Here is a 17,245-nt window from a genome sequence, read left to right as displayed (position 1 = left end):
TTTCATTATGCTTTTTTGAGATTTAACAAATAATACTGTACACAAAATCAGGCAAACAAGTTGTTCTTTATTAATTATCTAAACTCTAGATTGGAAATAAAATAAGTATAAAAAAAGCCCCGTAGGGCTTTTTAAAGAATGAGCTAGCAATATTAATCTTAGTGATCCGATGCCCCAGATGCACCAATACCTGTCATTGAACGAACATATTGAGCATCGAAAGCAGCACGCTCTTTTTTAGCACGTGCAGAGTTGTCAGTCACCGAGAAGAACCAACAGCAAAGGAATGACAATGGCATAGCAAATAACGCTGGACCATTGAACGGATTGATTGGTGTATCAGAGATTTTTAAAGTATCTACCCAAACTGCTTTAGAAAGAACAATGAGTACTACTGCTGTTACAAGACCAACAACACCACCAATAACCGCTCCACGAGTTGTTAAGCCTTTCCAGAACATTGAAAGAACAAGAATCGGGAAGTTTGCACAACAAGCTACAGAGAACGCCAAACCAACCATGAATGCTACGTTTTGCTTCTCAAACAAGATACCCAAAACCATTGCGAAGATTGCTAAGCCCAGTGTCGCAATTTTTGACATACGAAGTTCAGAAGCAGGCGTCGTTTGACCTTTCTTGAATACGTTAGCGTATAAGTCATGAGAGATTGCAGATGCGCCTGAAAGTGTTAAACCAGCAACAACCGCAAGAATCGTTGCGAACGCTACTGCTGAAATGAAGCCCATGAATAAGTCACCGCCTAAAGCGTCACTTAAATGCACGGCTGCCATATTGTTACCACCAACAAGCTCAAGTTTGCCTGTTACTGCCATTTTTGCAACATCAAGGAATTGCGGGTTGTTTGATACGAAAAGGATCGCACCGAAACCAATAATGAAAGTTAAAAGGTAGAAGTAACCAATAAAACCTGTTGCAACCACAACCGATTTACGTGCTTCTTTTGCATCTTTTACAGTGAAGAAACGCATCAGGATGTGTGGAAGACCTGCTGTACCAAACATGAGTGCCAAACCTAGAGACAAGGCATCAATTGGATTTGCCGCAAGTTTACCCGGCCCCATAATTTTTGAAGCATCGGCCAAACTGATGTCGTGTACTTTACTAAAAACTTCAATTGATTGGCTAAACATGTTGCTGAAGCTGAAACCAACTGCTTTCATCACCATGAATGCCATGAAGGTTGCACCACTGAGCAACATCACTGCTTTGATAATTTGTACCCATGTCGTTGCCAACATGCCACCAAAAATTACGTATGCCATCATCAATAGACCAACGATGACGACCGCAATGTTGTAGTTCAAACCAAAGAGTAATTTAATGAGCTGACCCGCACCTACCATTTGAGCAATCAAATAGAATGCCACCACAACAAGTGAACTGATTGCAGCTAAAGTACGTACCGGTTTCTCTTCAAGACGGAATGAAACTACATCTGAAAGGTTGTATTTACCAAGGTTACGCAAACGTTCTGCAACCAAGAATAAAACGATTGGCCAACCTACCATGAACCCAAGCGAGTAAAGTAAGCCATCAAAGCCCGAACTAAACACAAGTGCAGAAATACCAAGGAAAGATGCAGCAGACATATAGTCACCCGCAATTGCCAGACCATTCTGGAAACCGCTGATGCCCCCACCTGCTGTATAGAAATCTTGTGTTGATTGAGTTTGCTTCGCAGCCCACTTCGTAATGAACAAAGTGAAACCAACAAAAATGACAAACATAATAATGGCATGCCAGTTGGTTGCCTGTTGTTCAGCTTCACCCAGATCTGGACTCGCCATAGCCACTGTTGAATATAGCGATGCTGCTGCTAATAAAGCTTTCGCTTTTAATGAATTCCATTTCATATTAGTGTAGTCCTTTCTCATGCGTGATGGCTTCAACTTCCTTCAACGCTTCTTCACTCAACTGGTCAAGGGTACTATTCGCGATAAAAGAATACACACCACACAATAGGAAAGATAAAACGATAATTCCTAAACCTAGTGGGATTCCCCATGTCGTTACACCACCACTAAATGAACTCATCAAAAATTCTTTGTTGTAGCCAACAAGCAGCATAAAACCCACATAAAGAATTAACATGATGATTGTGAGCGTCCAACTTAATGTACTTTTTTTCTTGACCATCTTTTGAAACTTTGGATTGCGTAGAATCTGTTCTACTTGGTTCTGATCCATAACCAAACTCCTTGCCCTGTGCCCAGCCTTGGCCACTTTTTAATAGTAGTTTCTCAGGATTAAAGTTAGCAAAATTACGTGTAATTCGTAACTTAGACTTTGGTCGTTAAAATTTAATCAATTTATAGCTTTGTTTCTGCTTGGGGTATGATAGGCACAAGGTTTTAATCATGTGAGTCATATGAACAGCTGGCTGATTATTGGGGTACTCACCCTTTATATAGCACTCTTATTTGTTTGTGCTTTTTTTGGTGAAAAGCATGCCAGCCGTCTGAGTACACGTGGCCGCATGTTCTTGTTCAGCTTAACGCTAGGTGTTTACTGTTCATCATGGACATTCTATGGCGCGACTGGAGCAGCTGTTCGAGAAGGCGTCATTTTCTTGCCTATTTACTTAGGCCCTCTTTTATTTGTTTGGTTTGGCTATGACATTTGGCGACGTTTAGGGCGGGTACGCCAGCACCACGCTATCTCGTCAATTGCCGACTTTGTTGCGGCACGTTATGGGAAAAGTGGGGTATTGGCATCACTGGTTACCATTTTAGCTGTAATCGCGATTATTCCCTATCTGGCCTTACAGTTACGTGCGATTGCTTTAAGTACTTCTGTCATTATGGAACAAAATGCTCATATCCATACAACCACCAATAGTGTTTTGCTTTTAACCAGTGTACTGGCTATTTTGGCCATGATTTTTGGTACAAGGCAAATTGCCAATACCGAGCAACATGGCGGCCTCATGTTAGCTGTCGCATTTGAATCTTTTGTAAAATTATTTGCTCTCATTTGCGTCGCTTTATTTTTTATTTTTGAAACACCAGCGAACCTTGTACAAGTCACATCAGATGTGAACCAAACCTTTCAGGAGGTTCAACTATTTGGAGTGCCTGAAACTTTCTGGATTCAGACCTTATTGGCAGGTTTGGCAATTATCTGCCTGCCGCGCCAGTTTCATGTAGCAGTGGTCGAGCTGCGTGACGAAAAGCATATTCGCGGTGCACGCAAATGGTTTGCGGTTTATCTGATCTTAACGATTTTAGCCATTATTCCGATCGCAAGCTGGGCATTACATGCTGCACCGAAGTTCTTAACTGTACCTGATGTTGCAGTACTCTCATTGCCCCTGAGTTATAACCAAGAATGGTTAGCTTTACTGGCCTTTCTAGGTGGGTTCTCTGCATCAACAGGTATGTTACTGGTTTCATCTGTTGCCTTGTCTATCATGCTCAGTAACGACTTGATTATGCCCGCACTCTGGCGTTTTAAGTTGCTGTCACGTCACGATAAACATTTACCTAAGGTTCTTAAATTCAGTCGCCGCATTAGTATTGTTGCAGTGATGCTACTTGGCTTTTTATTCTTCCATTTCTTTAATGATATTAACCAGCTTTCAGTATTTGGTTTATTGGCGTTTAGTGCCGTTGCTCAATTTGCTCCTGCACTTATTGGTGGTTTGTACTGGCGTGGTGGAAGCCGCCAAGGTGTCTATGCTGGCCTCATTATCGGATTTTTGATGTGGAGTTATACTTTACTGTTTCCAACAATTTTGCGTAGCTTACCCGAAAGCTATCAGGAAACAGCTCAAAGTATTTTGCTTTTTGGCCCTTTTGGAATTAACGCCTTACGACCAGAGTCACTTTTTGGTTTTGAATCATTTGCACCACTTACACACGGGGTAATCTGGTCGCTTGGTTTAAATATTGTTTTATATATCTGGATTTCAAAAATTTATCGACCAAGCGTGGCTGAGCAAATTCAAGCAGAAAGCTTCTTCTATTATGAAACCAAACCCTTGCCATCGCCGCATACATCTACCGATTTAACCTATTTACCGCACGATGCCGCACGTTTAAAAGTAGGCGACCTATTCGCCCTTGCTAAAAGAATTACGGGTGAGCAACCCACAACACAAGCATTTGAAAACTTTTGTGAGCAAAATCATCTCACACTTAACCCGAACAGCATCGCCAACGGCATGTGGTGGCGGTTCACCGAACAATATCTCGCGGGCATTATCGGAGCTGCATCTGCACGTACTTTGCTCACTACAGCAATGATTAACAATGGTCTGGCATTAGGACAAGTCGCGAATATTTTAGACCAAGCCTCACAATGGCAACGTTTCAACCAAAACCTGCTCATGACCATGATTGACCACATGACCCAAGGGGTAAGTGTGGTTGATAAAAATATGTGTTTGGTGGCATGGAATAACCAATATTTAAAACTGTTTGGTTATCCAAAAGATTTAGTCTATGTGGGTTGTCCAATTGCCGATCTGATTCGTTATAACGCTGAACGCGGCGAATGCGGTCCCGGTTCAGTCGAAGAACATGTTCGTAAACGCTTACACTGGATGAAAGTCGGAAGCGCACATGAATTTGAACGAATCCGTAAAGACGGACGCGTTATTCAAATGCGCGGTAATCCTATTTCAGGTGGGGGCTTTGTGACAACATTTGCCGACATTACTCCTTTCCGTACAAATGAGGCAATACTTGAAGCCCGTGTAAAAGACCGAACTCAACAACTTGCCGGTGCTTTAACCGAACAACAGCTCGCACGTGAACAAGCTGATATGGCCAATATGTCGAAAAGCCGATTTATTGCTGCGGCAAGTCACGACTTATTACAGCCTATGCATGCTGCTCGTCTCTTTAGCACGGTTCTTGAACAAAGCATTGCGACTGAAGAAGACCGTCAAACTTTGCAACAGCTTGACCGTGCGCTGTATGGCGCAGAAAGTATGCTCTCTGCCCTACTCGATATTGCCCGTTTAGAAGGCGGTAGCATTCAGCCAAAAAGACAGCCTTATCCTTTGCATGATTTACTCAGTGATCTTGAACTACAGTTTAAATCGATTGCTGCTCAGCGAAATATTTCACTCAAAGTTCACGATGTATCATTCTGGATTGACACAGATCCACAGTGGATTCGACGTATTATTCAAAACTTTGTAAGTAATGCTTTGCGCTATACAGCCAAAGGCCGAGTGATTGTGGGTGTATTACGCTCGGCTCAAAAACCTGACCATATTCGTATTGGTGTTTGGGATACAGGCCCCGGAATTGCAGAAGAACAGCGCATTAAACTGTTTCAAGAATTTGAACGTTGTGGGCATTTATCACCTTGGGGTGAGCAAGGTCTAGGCTTAGGCCTCGCTATTGTGCAGCGTATGACAAGCTTGTTGAATTACCCTGTTCATGTCTACTCGCAACTCGATAAAGGCTCATGTTTTATGATTGAAGTTCCAGTCGTAGAAGCGCCAAAATTGATTACCCCAACCGTGCAGGCGGTGCCGTTGAAAACTAAAGCCTATCGGATTTTGTGTTTAGATAACGATGAAACTATTTTAGAGGGAATGAGTAGTTTACTAGGTCGATGGGGCTATCAAGTGTTTAAAGCCACTGAACCAGAACAGGCTCTTGAGATTATTCAAAAAGAGAATATTCAAGTCTGGCTTATCGATCAGCATTTAAACAATAACCAACTCGGTGTCGATTTTATTTTGCAAAATCGGCAGCATGATGTTCCAGTTGCTTTAATTACAGCGGATTCTCATCCAGAGTTACCTCAGCAATTGAAAGAACTGAATATTGTTTTACTCAAAAAACCGCTTAAACCGGCCTCTCTAAGAGCTTGGTTATCGGGACTTAAAATTGCCAGCGCGGCAGATTAAACATTTTCTCTCCCAAGCTTTTTAATCAGTTTGGGAGAGATTTTTGGCAAAAGTTATAGCTTTAATTTAAGCCAATAGGCAGAACTGCTCAAAAAGTCTACTTTTGTTTATTAAATAATTGGCTAAACTTTCCAACAGCCCTTTTTCTATGGCAAAGCCCATCTTTTTTGTAAGTGAACACTTGTATACTTAGTTACAATTTAATAAGTGCATGTTTTTTAAAATTATTATTCAAATAAAGCCACCATATACGACTTTAGTCTTATTCTACTTGCATTCTTGATGACACATAACTACTCCAAACGCATTTAATAAATGCATAACCATTTTTTAACCGATTTTTATATTAAGCACCCCTGCTCACAAATTAATGCAAAGGATAATTGCCATGAATATTTCTGATAACAGCCCACAAAGCCAACTCTCATCCCAACAGTTTCATCGTCAATACAGTGCCAATGCTTTACTTCCTGAATTAGATTGGCAAAGTATTTTTCCCAACAGCAAACTGAATGAAGCCCATATCAAGGCGTTAAATACGATTTATCAGTGTGCTGTTCCTTTGGCACTTAACATTTTTCATGATTTGAATTTTGATGTATTTGCACCTGCGGCTTATCATCCGCAAGGCTTAGGACTATTTGATAAATTAGGTCAACAAGAAGAGAAATTCTTACAGGTCCTTACAGCTGAAAGTGAAAATCTTGATCACGATACGCGTCATCAAATTTGGAGCATGTTACTTCGCGGTGGCGCTGTACTTGTTTTTAAAGCTTGGCTTGGTCATGTCAAACTCGGAGAAAATCAGCTAGATATGTCTCAGTTTGATGAACTCTCTGACCTACTCTTCATTAAGACTCATCCAGATCAACTTGCTGAACGACTACATGTCGATGGCAAAGCAAAACTCGACCATATCTTCTTGATGTATGGCAATGATATTTTCCTTGATCGTTTCAATAGCCTAGAAACAGCTGCACTGTTTGTAGATTTAGGTGTTTATGATGCGGCTTTCTTAAGCTTGCGTGATGACCGCGTAGCTGAATATTTAAAAATGAAAGGTTATGTGACTCAAGATCAAATTGATGATTTGCAATGTGCACTCAATCCCTTGTACTGCGACAGCCTAACACCAAAGCAAGATTGCCTTGCTTAAGTAGCACACATAAAAAAGACCTCAACTGAGGTCTTTTTTATTTTTAAATTTTCTTATCTTCAATATTTAATGCACTAATGGCCAGTACAGCTTGTGTTCTGTTTTGCACACCTAATTTTCTAAAGATGGCTGTCACATGTGCTTTAATCGTTGCTTCCGAAACATCGAGTTCATAGGCAATCTGTTTATTTAGCAAGCCTTCTGCAACCATCATCAAAACACGGAATTGCTGTGGTGTTAAAGATTGAATACGTTCAGCTAAAGCAGTTTCATCTGCCGCTCTCGGATCAAGATTAAGATTAGGTGGCAGGTTAGGTGGTAACCAGATTTCACCTTCTAAGACGTGGCGAATCGCTTCACCAATATGACTTGGATGAGCAGATTTAGGAATATAACCCATTGCACCATGTGCAATCGCACGCTGAATAATTGAAGTTTCTTCATGCGCAGAAACCACAATAATTGGAATAGCTGGATACTGTGCTCGTACATAGACTAGAGCAGAAAAGCCTGAAGCACCCGGTAAATTTAAATCGAGTAAGACTAGATCAGGTTCTGCCCCATTTTCCAAACGCTCATAAAACTCATCAACCGAAGCTGTTTCATGAATTTGTGCCTGTGGCAGGCTATAACGTACTGCTTGAATTAAAGCATGACGAAACAAAGGATGATCATCAACGATTAAAATATTCATAAGCGATTAAAGTAATCTTGAGCATAAGTATGGCCTATTGTAACCCTACTATTTAGTTGAAAGATACGTTCATCTTATCCATTTTTATGCAAAATGTTGATAAATGCAGAACTTAGCTAAAATATTCAGATGTTTTTTAACATTTAATCAAAATTAATCTGTTTTTTATATAAGCTTACTTTTTATTATAAAAAATATATCACCAATAATTATATAAAATAAAAACAGTAACTTAATATAGAAACAAAGTATAAAAATCCACTATTTATCTTTTATATTTAAAACTGATAAGGTTGACCAATTTCGTTATTTTACAGTTTGCCGTCGTTGTTGATTAATAAGTCCAATCTCTTGTTTTAGGCTTAGGAACCAAATTATGACTGGTATCACATCACCAAAACCTTTGAATATTGTTGCTGTTTCTGGTGGCTTAAATACCCCATCTAAAACGGAAAGTTTGGTTCAAGCCATTCTTGATGAGTTATCCGAAGCAACTGACATTAAAGTTCACTTTATTAAATTAAGCGAAATTGGGCCTTTATTAGGCGGTGCATTTTATCGCAACCAACTTCCACAGCGTGTACAAGATGATCTTGCAGCAGTTGAAGCAGCAGATGCTTTAATTGTAGGTACACCAGTTTACCGTGCATCTTTTACGGGTCTTTTCAAACATTTCTTCGATTTTGTTGAACAAACTGCATTGGTCGATGTGCCTGTACTTTTAGCAGCATCAGGCGGTAGTGATCGTCATGCACTCGTACTTGAACATCAACTTCGTCCATTGTTCAGTTTCTTCCAAGCACAAACTTTACCAATTGGCGTATATGCAACTGATCGTGACTTTACCCCTGAATATACGGTGAAAAGCGAGCAATTATCAGATCGTATTACGTTAGCAGTAGCGCGTGCGTTGCCAATTTTAGAATGGGCACCAGCGAAAGGTGAACGTGCTGAAGTAGTCAAATCTAAGACTCAGCAAGCCAACCAAGAGCTTGGTATTAACAAGCAAATTGAGCAAGAAGAAGTATTACCTTCAGCGGCTGTACCCGATCTTGATGCAGCAGAGTCTCGCTTGCATCACAAGTCTGGCAAATCATTAACGCATGTTGCCTAACAGCAGTATGTCTAAATAAAAATAACGAATTGGGAGAGCACACCATGACGCAATTACAACAACCGATTAAATTTGCTTATTGGGTACCAAACGTAAGCGGTGGCCTTGTCGTAAGTAACATCGAACAGCGTACTGACTGGAGTTACGACTACAATGTTCGACTTGCTCAGGCTGCCGAAAAAAATGGTTTTGAATATGCGCTCACCCAAATTCGTTTTACGGCGGGCTATGGGGCAGAAAATCAGCATGAGTCTGTAAGTTTCAGTCATGCATTACTGGCAAAAACTGAAAAACTTAAGGTGATTGCGGCTATTCTGCCCGGCCCTTGGAAACCGGCACTCGCAGCCAAGCAACTTGCAACAATTGATTATTTAACTGAAGGCCGTATTGCCATTAATGTAGTGAGTGGCTGGTTTAGAGGAGAGTTTGATGCGATTGGTGAAGAGTGGCCAGAACATGACCAGCGCTACGTCCGCTCTGAAGAATTCATTCGCACGCTAAAAGGAATTTGGACCACCGATAACTATAGTTTCGATGGTAAATATTACCAATTCCAAAACTACACACTTAAGCCAAAACCACTGCAAAAGCCTTATATTGAAGTATTTCAAGGTGGTAGCTCACGTGCTGCACGTGACATGGCTTCACGTGTTTCTGACTGGTATTTCACTAACGGTAATACCGTAGAGGAAATTCAAAAACAAGTCGAAGACATTCGCACTAAAGCTAAAGCCAATAATCATCACGTCAAAATTGGTGTAAATGCGTTCATTATTGCCAGAGATACCGAAGAAGAAGCAAAAGCGGTACTTCAAGAAATTATTGATAAAGCCAACACTGAAGCCGTAAATGCCTTTGGTGATGCAACACGTGAAGCAGGTGCAGCGTCTCCAGAGCAACAAGGTAACTGGGCAAAATCAAGTTTTGAAGATTTAGTGCAATATAACGATGGCTTTAAAACCAATTTAATTGGTACACCCCAGCAAATTGCAGAGCGTATTGTGGCGCTTAAAGATGTAGGTGTTGATTTGATTCTTTCTGGATTCTTACATTTCATTGAAGAAGTAGAATATTTTGGGGAAAAAGTTCTACCACTCGTTCGCCAATTAGAACTTCAACAAGAAAAGGAGATAGAAATTCAAGCCAAATCAGCCTAAAAAACTTCACTTAAAGCAGCGCAAGACAATAAAAACAATAAATTAAAAATAAAGACTTATTGGCTCCAAGACTCGGCTTGGAGCCTTTATTTTTTAAGATTTCTCAACTTCTCGGATCACTGTTTCAACCGAATAACGGCACCATTTTGAAAGTTTTTCGATAAATTCATTTAATGCTGCGGGTTCAAAATGGCTTACGATCATATAGCAAGCATTGCCCATGACTTTAAAGCATTCATCTATTTGTTCATATTGCTTGACCAAATTTTCAATTTCTTCAAATGCACGTTGTTCATTTAAATGCAAATGAATAAATTGTTTATGTGAATACTGCACGGCAATCGTGTAATTTTTAATGACACCAGCATCCATTAACTGAGCAATTCGAGCACCTACCGCCTGCCCTGTCCGGTGAACTCGTAGCCCAATTTCTTTATTGGTTACTCGAGAATCTTGTTTAAGCAATGCAATAATTTTTAGATCAATCGGGTCTAATTCAATATTCATTTTTCATAGCGAAAGAAAACTGGCGGTAATGCTTTCATCTGACTATAGCCGATTTTACCAGCAGAGAATAATCTTGTTTTATCTCATATCAACAAGAGTGATCTCATGAAACAAGCACTGTTAGTTATCGATGTACAAAATGATTATTTTAAAAATGGCAAAATGGAATTGGTTGGACCAGAGCAAGCACTGGAAAAAATAAAACAACTCGAACAATATTTTAACGAGAAAAACTTACCAATTATTTATGTACAACATATTAACCCGCCACAAGCGAGTTTCTTTCAAGAAAATACAGATGGGGTTTTACTTCACCCTGAACTTAGCGCTCACGATGAATCATTAATCGTGACAAAGCACTATCCGAATAGTTTTTTAGAAACCAATTTAGATGAACTTTTAAAAGCACATCAAATTGAGCAACTCGTGATTACAGGCATGATGACTCACATGTGTATTGATTCAGGGACACGTGCAGCAAAAGAGCTTGGCTACCAACCGATCTTAATTGCAGATGCAACCGCAACTCGTGATTTAAACCATAATGGAAAAACTGTAAAAGCTGAAGACGTAGAAACTGCATTTTTAACTGCACTTAGCATGTTTGCAAATGTACAAAGTACTGCTGGCTTTCTAACAAAGTCTTAAATAAAGCTCAATAAAAAAGCCCCTTTTGGGGCTTTTTTATAAATTAGTTTTGCTTATCAGGATAAACTGTTGCAATCAACTGATCTACCACAGCAGGTTCAGCCAAAGTTGAGGTATCACCCAAACTATCCAACTCATTTGCCGCGATTTTTCTTAAAATACGGCGCATAATTTTACCCGAACGCGTTTTAGGTAATGCTGGCGCCCAGTGTAGTGCATCAGGTGAAGCCACAGGCCCAAGCACTTTACGAACCCAATTAACTAACTCTTTACGCAGTTCTTCCGACTCTGGTACGCCCGCTTGTAAGGTCACGAAAGTACAAATACCCTGCCCTTTAATATCATGAGGCATTCCCACTACCGCAGCTTCAGCAACAGCTTCATGCGACACCAAAGCACTTTCAATTTCAGCAGTACCCAGACGATGTCCAGAAACGTTTAAGACATCATCAACACGACCTGTAATCCAGTAATAGCCGTCTTCATCACGGCGAACGCCATCACCTGTAAAATAAGTGTTTTTAAAGGTCGAGAAATACGCCTCAATAAACCGGTCTGGGTCACCCCAAATGGTACGCATCTGGCCCGGCCATGAATCTTTAATAACTAGATTACCTTCTACAGCCCCTTCTAGCTCATTGCCTTCACCATCTACAATGGCGGGTTGAATACCAAATAGCGGACGTGTTGCCGAACCTGGTTTTAATGCTGTAGCACCCGGTAACGGTGCAATTAAAATACCACCTGTCTCGGTTTGCCACCATGTATCAACAATCGGACAGCGACCTTCACCGACCACATTGTAGTACCAGTTCCAAGCCTCAGGGTTAATAGGCTCACCGACCGAACCAAGTAAACGTAAACTACTACGGTTACTTTCACGTACAAACGAATCACCTTCTCGCATCATGGCGCGAATCGCGGTTGGCGCTGTATATAAAATAGAGACTTTATGTTTATCGACCACATGGCCAAGACGGGCCCAAGTTGGATACTGAGGTACACCCTCAAACATTAAAGTCGTAGTACCATTTGCAAGTGGGCCATAGAGCAGATAACTATGTCCTGTAATCCAACCTACATCAGCCGTACACCAGTACACATCATCTTGTTTTAAATCGAAGACCTCTTTAAAGGTACTTGCCACATACACCAAATAACCGCCTGTAGTATGCAAAACACCTTTAGGTTTACCTGTCGAGCCCGAGGTATAGAGAATAAATAATGGGTCTTCAGCCTTCATAGGCTCTGGAGGACAGTTTGCATCAACCTCCATAATAATGAGGTGATACCACAAATCACGGCCCGGCTTCATTTCAATCGGGTTCGCATTACGGTAAACCACCACTACATTTTCAACACATTCTGTGCCCGGCAACTCTAGAGCCAAATCAACATTTTCTTTGAGTGGTAATAGTTTTCCAGCACGTAAACTTGAGTCTGCGGTAATCACCAGTTTAGCTTGGCTATCTTCAATACGGCTTGCTAAAGAGTCTGGTGAGAACCCACCAAATACCACACAGTGAACCGCACCAATACGAGTACAGGCCAACATGGCAATTGCAGCCTCGGTCACCATTGGCATATACAGCACAACACGGTCGCCTTTACCAATACCATATTTCTTTAAAACGTTGGCAAAACGGCAGACTTCGTCATGTAATTCTTTATAAGAAACAATTTTATGGCGAGAAGGATGATCCCCTTCCCAAATAATTGCAGGTTTATGAGGATGTTCTTTAAGATGCCTGTCTAGGCAATTTGCTGACACGTTCAGCTCACCATCAGCAAACCATTCAATTTTGAAATTGTCTTTGTCAAAACTCGTATTTTTAACTTGGGTAAATGGCTTTATCCAATCGACAATTTTAGCTTGCTCTGCCCAGAATTCCTCTGGGTTCTCGATAGAGTGTTGATAACGTTTAAAGTAGTCTGCTTCAACAGTACGAGCTGTTTTTTTAAATTCCTCTGGTACCGGATAGATCTCATTCATACGCAACTTCCTTGATCTTGTGCATCCCATCTCGAGACTGTGGCTATTATTTTACTGGATCTTATTTGCATGCCTTTGCAGTATGATGACTCTTTCAAAGTCTAAACAATGCGACCTTGGTCATATATTAACCACTTACTCAAGCATACGAAATTGTGAACATTTTTATAAAATTAAGTTGATTTAAAACATTTGTCTATAGCTTTTCCTTTTATAATTTTTTTAAGATTTGATGGTTTTGATCATCAACAAAGATTATTTTGTCTCTCATACGCAACACAGGAATAAAATAATATGTTTGCCCAAACAAGCTCTTCACGCCCACCCCAGCTCCCTTTTAAAGATAGTCCTTTTTCGATTCATGGGCGTTTTAATCGTATGAGCTATTTAGGTGGTTATGGACTGATTTATTTAGTCACCCTCGTAGGCTATTTCATTTTGGCTTCATTTCTTGGAAGTTTTCAGCTTTCAAGCAATTTATTTAATTTTGAATTTTATAGCTCTCTTTCTGGAGCCAGTGCTTTAGTAGTCTGGGCTTTTTCGCTATTTTTAATTTATTTAAATATTGTTCTCGTTGTTCGACGTCTTCACGATTTAAATAAAAGTGGCTGGATGGGATTGCTATTATTTATTCCGGTTGTTCAGTTCTTTTTTATGATTTATTTACTGCTTGCCTCAGGTACAGCAGCTCCAAATGAATATGGCCCTGTTCGACCATCAACGTTTATAGAAAAACTGATGGCTTGGCTTATTTTGGCGGCTATTTTAATTAGCCTCATTTCAACAGCAGGAATTTTTTATTATTTCTCAGGAACCGATACCCTAGAAACACCGACACAAATCTTACAAAAAGGAACGGAATACTTTTAATTAAAAAACACTTTATTATTCAGATTAACTCATTATAGTAGGCGCACATTTTATCTCCTACTATGATGAAAGCTGAAAATCGCTTTCATAAATTTTTTTTAATTGAGACTTGCCGTGGCTGATGAACAAAAATCCTTAACGGATGTCGCAAAAAATACAGGCGAACTTTTGCAAGAAGCGGGTACTAAAACCACTCAAACGGTTTTAGCCCATACTGAAAAGTATCATGATGCCTATACCACTATCGACAAAATCGTAGATAGCTTCTGGGAACGTGTGCCTTATATTTGTATTGCGATTATCGTTTTTATTATTTTTTGGCTACTGACCAAATTATTTAAGTTCTTTGTTCGTAAAACTTTAGAAAATCGCTCTTACACGCGCCAAAACCTCGTTTTGGTCTTAAACCGTGTAGGCAGTACAGCAATTTTATTCTTTGGTTTCTTAATTGCTTTAGTGATCTCGATTCCAGGGTTTACACCAGGGCAACTCATGAGTGCTCTTGGAATTGGTTCTGTCGCTATTGGTTTTGCATTTAAAGATATCTTTCAAAACTTACTGTCAGGCATCTTAATCTTATTAAGTGAACCATTCCGCATTGGCGATTCGATTGTCGTAAATTCGCTTGAAGGAACTGTTGAAGATATTCAAATTCGTGCAACATTCTTACGCTCGCCAGATGGCCGTCGCATTGTTATTCCAAACGCAACTGTTTATACGAGTGCTTTAACTGTAAATACTGCTTATCAACAACGTCGCTGTGAGTTTGTAGTCGGCATTGGATATGACGACGATGAACAAAAAGCCAAGCAGATTATTTTAGATATTCTTAACAATGATCGAAATGTACTGAGTCAGCCAGCCTTCTCGGTTAACGTAACAGCTTTAGCAGACTTCTCGGTTAACCTGACTGTACGCTGGTGGGTTGATACGACTGAAACTGATATTTCGTCATCTACGAGTACCATTCAAGCTCAAGTCAAACAAGCTTTTAATGCGAACGGAATCAATATTCCTTACCCAATTCAGGAATTAAAAATGGCAGCAAATCAGCCACTTTTAAACCCTGAAGCATCAACTAAATAGACGACCTAAAATATAAGAAATAGACGTTTCAGTTCTTAAAATACGGTTGCCTAAGCTCACAGCTTGGCAGCCGTTTTTTGTGAGCAAATCAACTTCATAGGGAATAAAACCACCTTCAGGCCCAACGACTATGCTACAAGCATGTGGAATATTGACGGGCATGCTCTGCTCGGCATAAGGATGAGCTACATAGGTTGGTGTTTCTTTCGAAATTAAGCTTGGCAAAACATCTTCAACAAAAGGTTTAAAGCGTTTGTACATTTGAATTTCAGGAACAATCGTGTCACCTGCTTGCTCAAGACCTAAAGTGACATAGTTGTCGAGTTGTTGCAAAAATGGAGTTTGCCAATAGCTTTTATCTACGCGATAGCTATGAATCAAACTAATTCTTTCAACACCTAAAGTCACACTATCCATGATTAGACGGCGTAAAACTTTGGGTCTTGGTAAAGCCACAATTAAATGAACCGGAAGTTTTGCAGGGACGGCTTCTTCACTAATAGGTCGTATACAAGCTTCTTGCTCGTTAATCGATATAATTTCAGTGGTATAACGTGCACCATTACGAACACCAACTTTTAGATTTTGGCCAACCGTAATATCAAGATGTTCACGTAAATGTTGTAATTGGCGCTTTGAGTGAATTGTCCACATATCTGACCGAATATCTTCGGGCTCTAGTAAAACGATATTCATGATTTGTCGGCCAAATACCGGTTAATTACGCCAATATGTTTTTGCAATGAACCTTGGTTACGTTGTAAGACTTTATGTGCTTGTTCTACTACTTGTTGGGCCTGATCAGGTTCAGCTAAACATGCCATCCAGATTGCCACAACTTGCTCAGCGTCTTGAGCAATGAGCACACCATTTTCATCAATGAATTCATCGACAATGGTTTGGAAATTAAAGTAACGAGGTCCAATTACGGTCGGTACATTTAAAACCATAGGCTCTAAAATATTATGTCCACCACCCGGCTCATTTAAAGAGCCGCCCACAAAACACACCTGACTTAAGGCGTACCATAACCAAAGCTCACCCATACTATCGGCTAGATAAACCTGTGTACTCGTATGAATACTTTGGTTCAAACTTCTACGATGAGTAATTAAATCTAGGTTTTGGCAAATTTCAAAGACTTCGTCGAAACGTTCAGGATGTCGAGGTACGACAATACAAACTAACTCAGGATCTGACTTTAAATAAGGCTGAAGTGCCTGCAAAATTTGTTGTTCTTCAGGTGCATGTGTACTGGCAATTGTCAGTACTTTTCGTTGGCCCAAATACCATAGCTGGTGTAACTTTGCTGCTTGATTTATAAATATTTCTGGTGCATGAATATCAAATTTAATATTTCCAACCACCTGACTTTTTTGTTGATCTAGACCAAGCTCAACATAACGTTGGCGAGTAGCGTTATCCTGTGCCAACACCCAGTCAATCTGTTTTAGCATTCCTGCCGTTAAACCTGCGACTCGACTATAACCTTTAGCTGATTTTTCTGATAACCGCGCATTTAACAATAAACAGGGAACCTGTTGTAGCTTGGCTTGATCAATTAAATTTGGCCAAAGTTCAGTTTCAACCAATGCTAAAAGTTTTGGCTGATATAACTCAAAAAATTGTTTTAAAAGATGCTTTTGATCAACAGGCAAATAAACTGCTTGAAATAAATCTAAATAAGGCGCTTTTAAAAATAATGATTTGGCACGCGCCTGCCCAGTTTTAGTTGTATTAGTAACCAATACAGGTTGACCAAGTTTAAGATAATGCTCGATTAAAGGCTGCGCAGCATTGGTTTCTCCAACCGAAACAGCATGGAACCAAATTGCTCTCACATTTTTCGGAGATTCAAACGGCCCAAATCTTTCAAGACATTCCTGATTATATAATTCCTGGCTTTCTGCACGTTTTTTTATCCGCCAGTGGTAAAAAGGTTTTAATAAATGGAGTGTGGTGTTGTACCAAAATGGGGTCGCCAAGCGGTTTGCCTCAAATAGTCAAAGTTTAAAACTGGGGAAAATATAACATAGATAGAAAAAATGGCAGAGTTTCGATACCTAAACTCTACCATTACAAGAAAAGCGATTTACTAGGTTCAGAAATGAACGAGATTAGTAAATCATCATT

Annotated in this window: 14 protein-coding genes; 7 read left to right on the top strand and 7 right to left on the bottom strand. The window is 40.0% G+C overall.

The features are described from left to right. Positions 1-158: 158 nt before the first annotated feature. Complete coding sequence (locus tag MMY79_RS00865; RefSeq protein ID WP_252611308.1) at positions 159-1,874, bottom strand: cation acetate symporter; 1,716 nt, start codon at positions 1,872-1,874, stop codon at positions 159-161. A 1-nt stretch (position 1,875) separates the two neighbouring features. After that, the gene (locus MMY79_RS00860; RefSeq protein ID WP_252611306.1) at positions 1,876-2,208 is read right to left on the bottom strand and encodes a DUF485 domain-containing protein; all 333 of its coding nucleotides are present in this window, start codon (positions 2,206-2,208) and stop codon (positions 1,876-1,878) included. Positions 2,209-2,389: 181 nt separating this feature from the next. On the opposite strand from MMY79_RS00860, the gene MMY79_RS00855 reads away from it, so the two are divergent. Beyond that, positions 2,390-5,887, top strand: coding sequence for a PAS domain-containing hybrid sensor histidine kinase/response regulator (locus MMY79_RS00855; protein ID WP_252611304.1), 3,498 nt, complete (start codon positions 2,390-2,392; stop codon positions 5,885-5,887). Positions 5,888-6,275: 388 nt separating this feature from the next. Further along, a complete protein-coding gene (locus tag MMY79_RS00850) occupies positions 6,276-7,043 on the top strand; it encodes a hypothetical protein (protein ID WP_252611302.1) in 768 nt (255 codons plus the stop codon). 43 nt (positions 7,044-7,086) lie between these two features. Here MMY79_RS00850 and MMY79_RS00845 read toward each other — a convergent pair whose 3' ends face one another. Beyond that, positions 7,087-7,737, bottom strand: coding sequence for a response regulator transcription factor (locus MMY79_RS00845; RefSeq protein WP_004790013.1), 651 nt, complete (start codon positions 7,735-7,737; stop codon positions 7,087-7,089). Positions 7,738-8,113: 376 nt separating this feature from the next. On the opposite strand from MMY79_RS00845, the gene msuE reads away from it, so the two are divergent. Then, the gene (gene msuE / locus MMY79_RS00840) at positions 8,114-8,851 is read left to right on the top strand and encodes an FMN reductase (protein WP_107880466.1); all 738 of its coding nucleotides are present in this window, start codon (positions 8,114-8,116) and stop codon (positions 8,849-8,851) included. Between the two features lie 44 nt (positions 8,852-8,895). Further along, positions 8,896-10,008, top strand: a complete 1,113-nt coding sequence (sfnG, locus tag MMY79_RS00835; protein WP_004639937.1) for a dimethylsulfone monooxygenase SfnG — start codon at positions 8,896-8,898, stop codon at positions 10,006-10,008. A 93-nt stretch (positions 10,009-10,101) separates the two neighbouring features. Here the strand turns inward: sfnG and MMY79_RS00830 are convergent, their stop codons facing one another. Next, positions 10,102-10,515: a winged helix-turn-helix transcriptional regulator gene (locus MMY79_RS00830; RefSeq protein WP_252611301.1), complete on the bottom strand. Its 414-nt coding sequence runs from the start codon at positions 10,513-10,515 to the stop codon at positions 10,102-10,104. Positions 10,516-10,620: 105 nt separating this feature from the next. Here MMY79_RS00830 and MMY79_RS00825 point away from each other — a divergent pair, with 105 nt between their 5' ends. After that, on the top strand, positions 10,621-11,163 hold the full coding sequence (locus MMY79_RS00825) for a cysteine hydrolase family protein (protein WP_252611299.1): 543 nt from the start codon (positions 10,621-10,623) through the stop codon (positions 11,161-11,163). Between the two features lie 43 nt (positions 11,164-11,206). Here the strand turns inward: MMY79_RS00825 and acs are convergent, their stop codons facing one another. Further along, positions 11,207-13,156, bottom strand: coding sequence for an acetate--CoA ligase (gene acs / locus MMY79_RS00820; RefSeq protein ID WP_252611297.1), 1,950 nt, complete (start codon positions 13,154-13,156; stop codon positions 11,207-11,209). 294 nt (positions 13,157-13,450) lie between these two features. Here acs and MMY79_RS00815 point away from each other — a divergent pair, with 294 nt between their 5' ends. Then, the gene (locus tag MMY79_RS00815; RefSeq protein ID WP_252611295.1) at positions 13,451-14,026 is read left to right on the top strand and encodes a DUF805 domain-containing protein; all 576 of its coding nucleotides are present in this window, start codon (positions 13,451-13,453) and stop codon (positions 14,024-14,026) included. Positions 14,027-14,140: 114 nt separating this feature from the next. Next, positions 14,141-15,112: a mechanosensitive ion channel family protein gene (locus MMY79_RS00810; protein ID WP_192836172.1), complete on the top strand. Its 972-nt coding sequence runs from the start codon at positions 14,141-14,143 to the stop codon at positions 15,110-15,112. On the opposite strand, the gene MMY79_RS00805 is transcribed toward MMY79_RS00810, so the two are convergent. Together MMY79_RS00805 and MMY79_RS00800 are read right to left on the bottom strand one after the other, a co-directional pair. Further along, positions 15,101-15,808 carry a 16S rRNA (uracil(1498)-N(3))-methyltransferase gene (locus MMY79_RS00805; protein ID WP_252611293.1) on the bottom strand — a complete coding sequence of 236 codons (708 nt, stop codon included), beginning with the start codon at positions 15,806-15,808 and terminating at the stop codon, positions 15,101-15,103. The two genes, MMY79_RS00810 and MMY79_RS00805, sit on opposite strands and share 12 nt — an antisense overlap. After that, positions 15,805-17,097: a 3-deoxy-D-manno-octulosonic acid transferase gene (locus tag MMY79_RS00800; RefSeq protein ID WP_252611291.1), complete on the bottom strand. Its 1,293-nt coding sequence runs from the start codon at positions 17,095-17,097 to the stop codon at positions 15,805-15,807. Before MMY79_RS00800 ends, MMY79_RS00805 begins: the two co-directional genes overlap by 4 nt. Positions 17,098-17,245: the final 148 nt, after the last annotated feature.

It is taken from the genome of Acinetobacter sp. XS-4 (genome assembly GCF_023920705.1).
In the GTDB taxonomy this organism is placed as follows: Bacteria; Pseudomonadota; Gammaproteobacteria; order Pseudomonadales; family Moraxellaceae; genus Acinetobacter.
The sequence above is the reverse complement of the archived record's forward strand: the minus strand, read 5'-3'. Positions and strand labels throughout refer to the sequence as shown.

Coding starts and splice junctions, on each gene's coding strand:
- MMY79_RS00865 (WP_252611308.1), bottom strand. CDS start 1,874: ATGAAATGGAATTCATTAAAAGCGAAAGCTTTATTAGCAGCAGCATCG.
- MMY79_RS00860 (WP_252611306.1), bottom strand. CDS start 2,208: ATGGATCAGAACCAAGTAGAACAGATTCTACGCAATCCAAAGTTTCAA.
- MMY79_RS00855 (WP_252611304.1), top strand. CDS start 2,390: ATGAACAGCTGGCTGATTATTGGGGTACTCACCCTTTATATAGCACTC.
- MMY79_RS00850 (WP_252611302.1), top strand. CDS start 6,276: ATGAATATTTCTGATAACAGCCCACAAAGCCAACTCTCATCCCAACAG.
- MMY79_RS00845 (WP_004790013.1), bottom strand. CDS start 7,737: ATGAATATTTTAATCGTTGATGATCATCCTTTGTTTCGTCATGCTTTA.
- msuE (WP_107880466.1), top strand. CDS start 8,114: ATGACTGGTATCACATCACCAAAACCTTTGAATATTGTTGCTGTTTCT.
- sfnG (WP_004639937.1), top strand. CDS start 8,896: ATGACGCAATTACAACAACCGATTAAATTTGCTTATTGGGTACCAAAC.
- MMY79_RS00830 (WP_252611301.1), bottom strand. CDS start 10,515: ATGAATATTGAATTAGACCCGATTGATCTAAAAATTATTGCATTGCTT.
- MMY79_RS00825 (WP_252611299.1), top strand. CDS start 10,621: ATGAAACAAGCACTGTTAGTTATCGATGTACAAAATGATTATTTTAAA.
- acs (WP_252611297.1), bottom strand. CDS start 13,156: ATGAATGAGATCTATCCGGTACCAGAGGAATTTAAAAAAACAGCTCGT.
- MMY79_RS00815 (WP_252611295.1), top strand. CDS start 13,451: ATGTTTGCCCAAACAAGCTCTTCACGCCCACCCCAGCTCCCTTTTAAA.
- MMY79_RS00805 (WP_252611293.1), bottom strand. CDS start 15,808: ATGAATATCGTTTTACTAGAGCCCGAAGATATTCGGTCAGATATGTGG.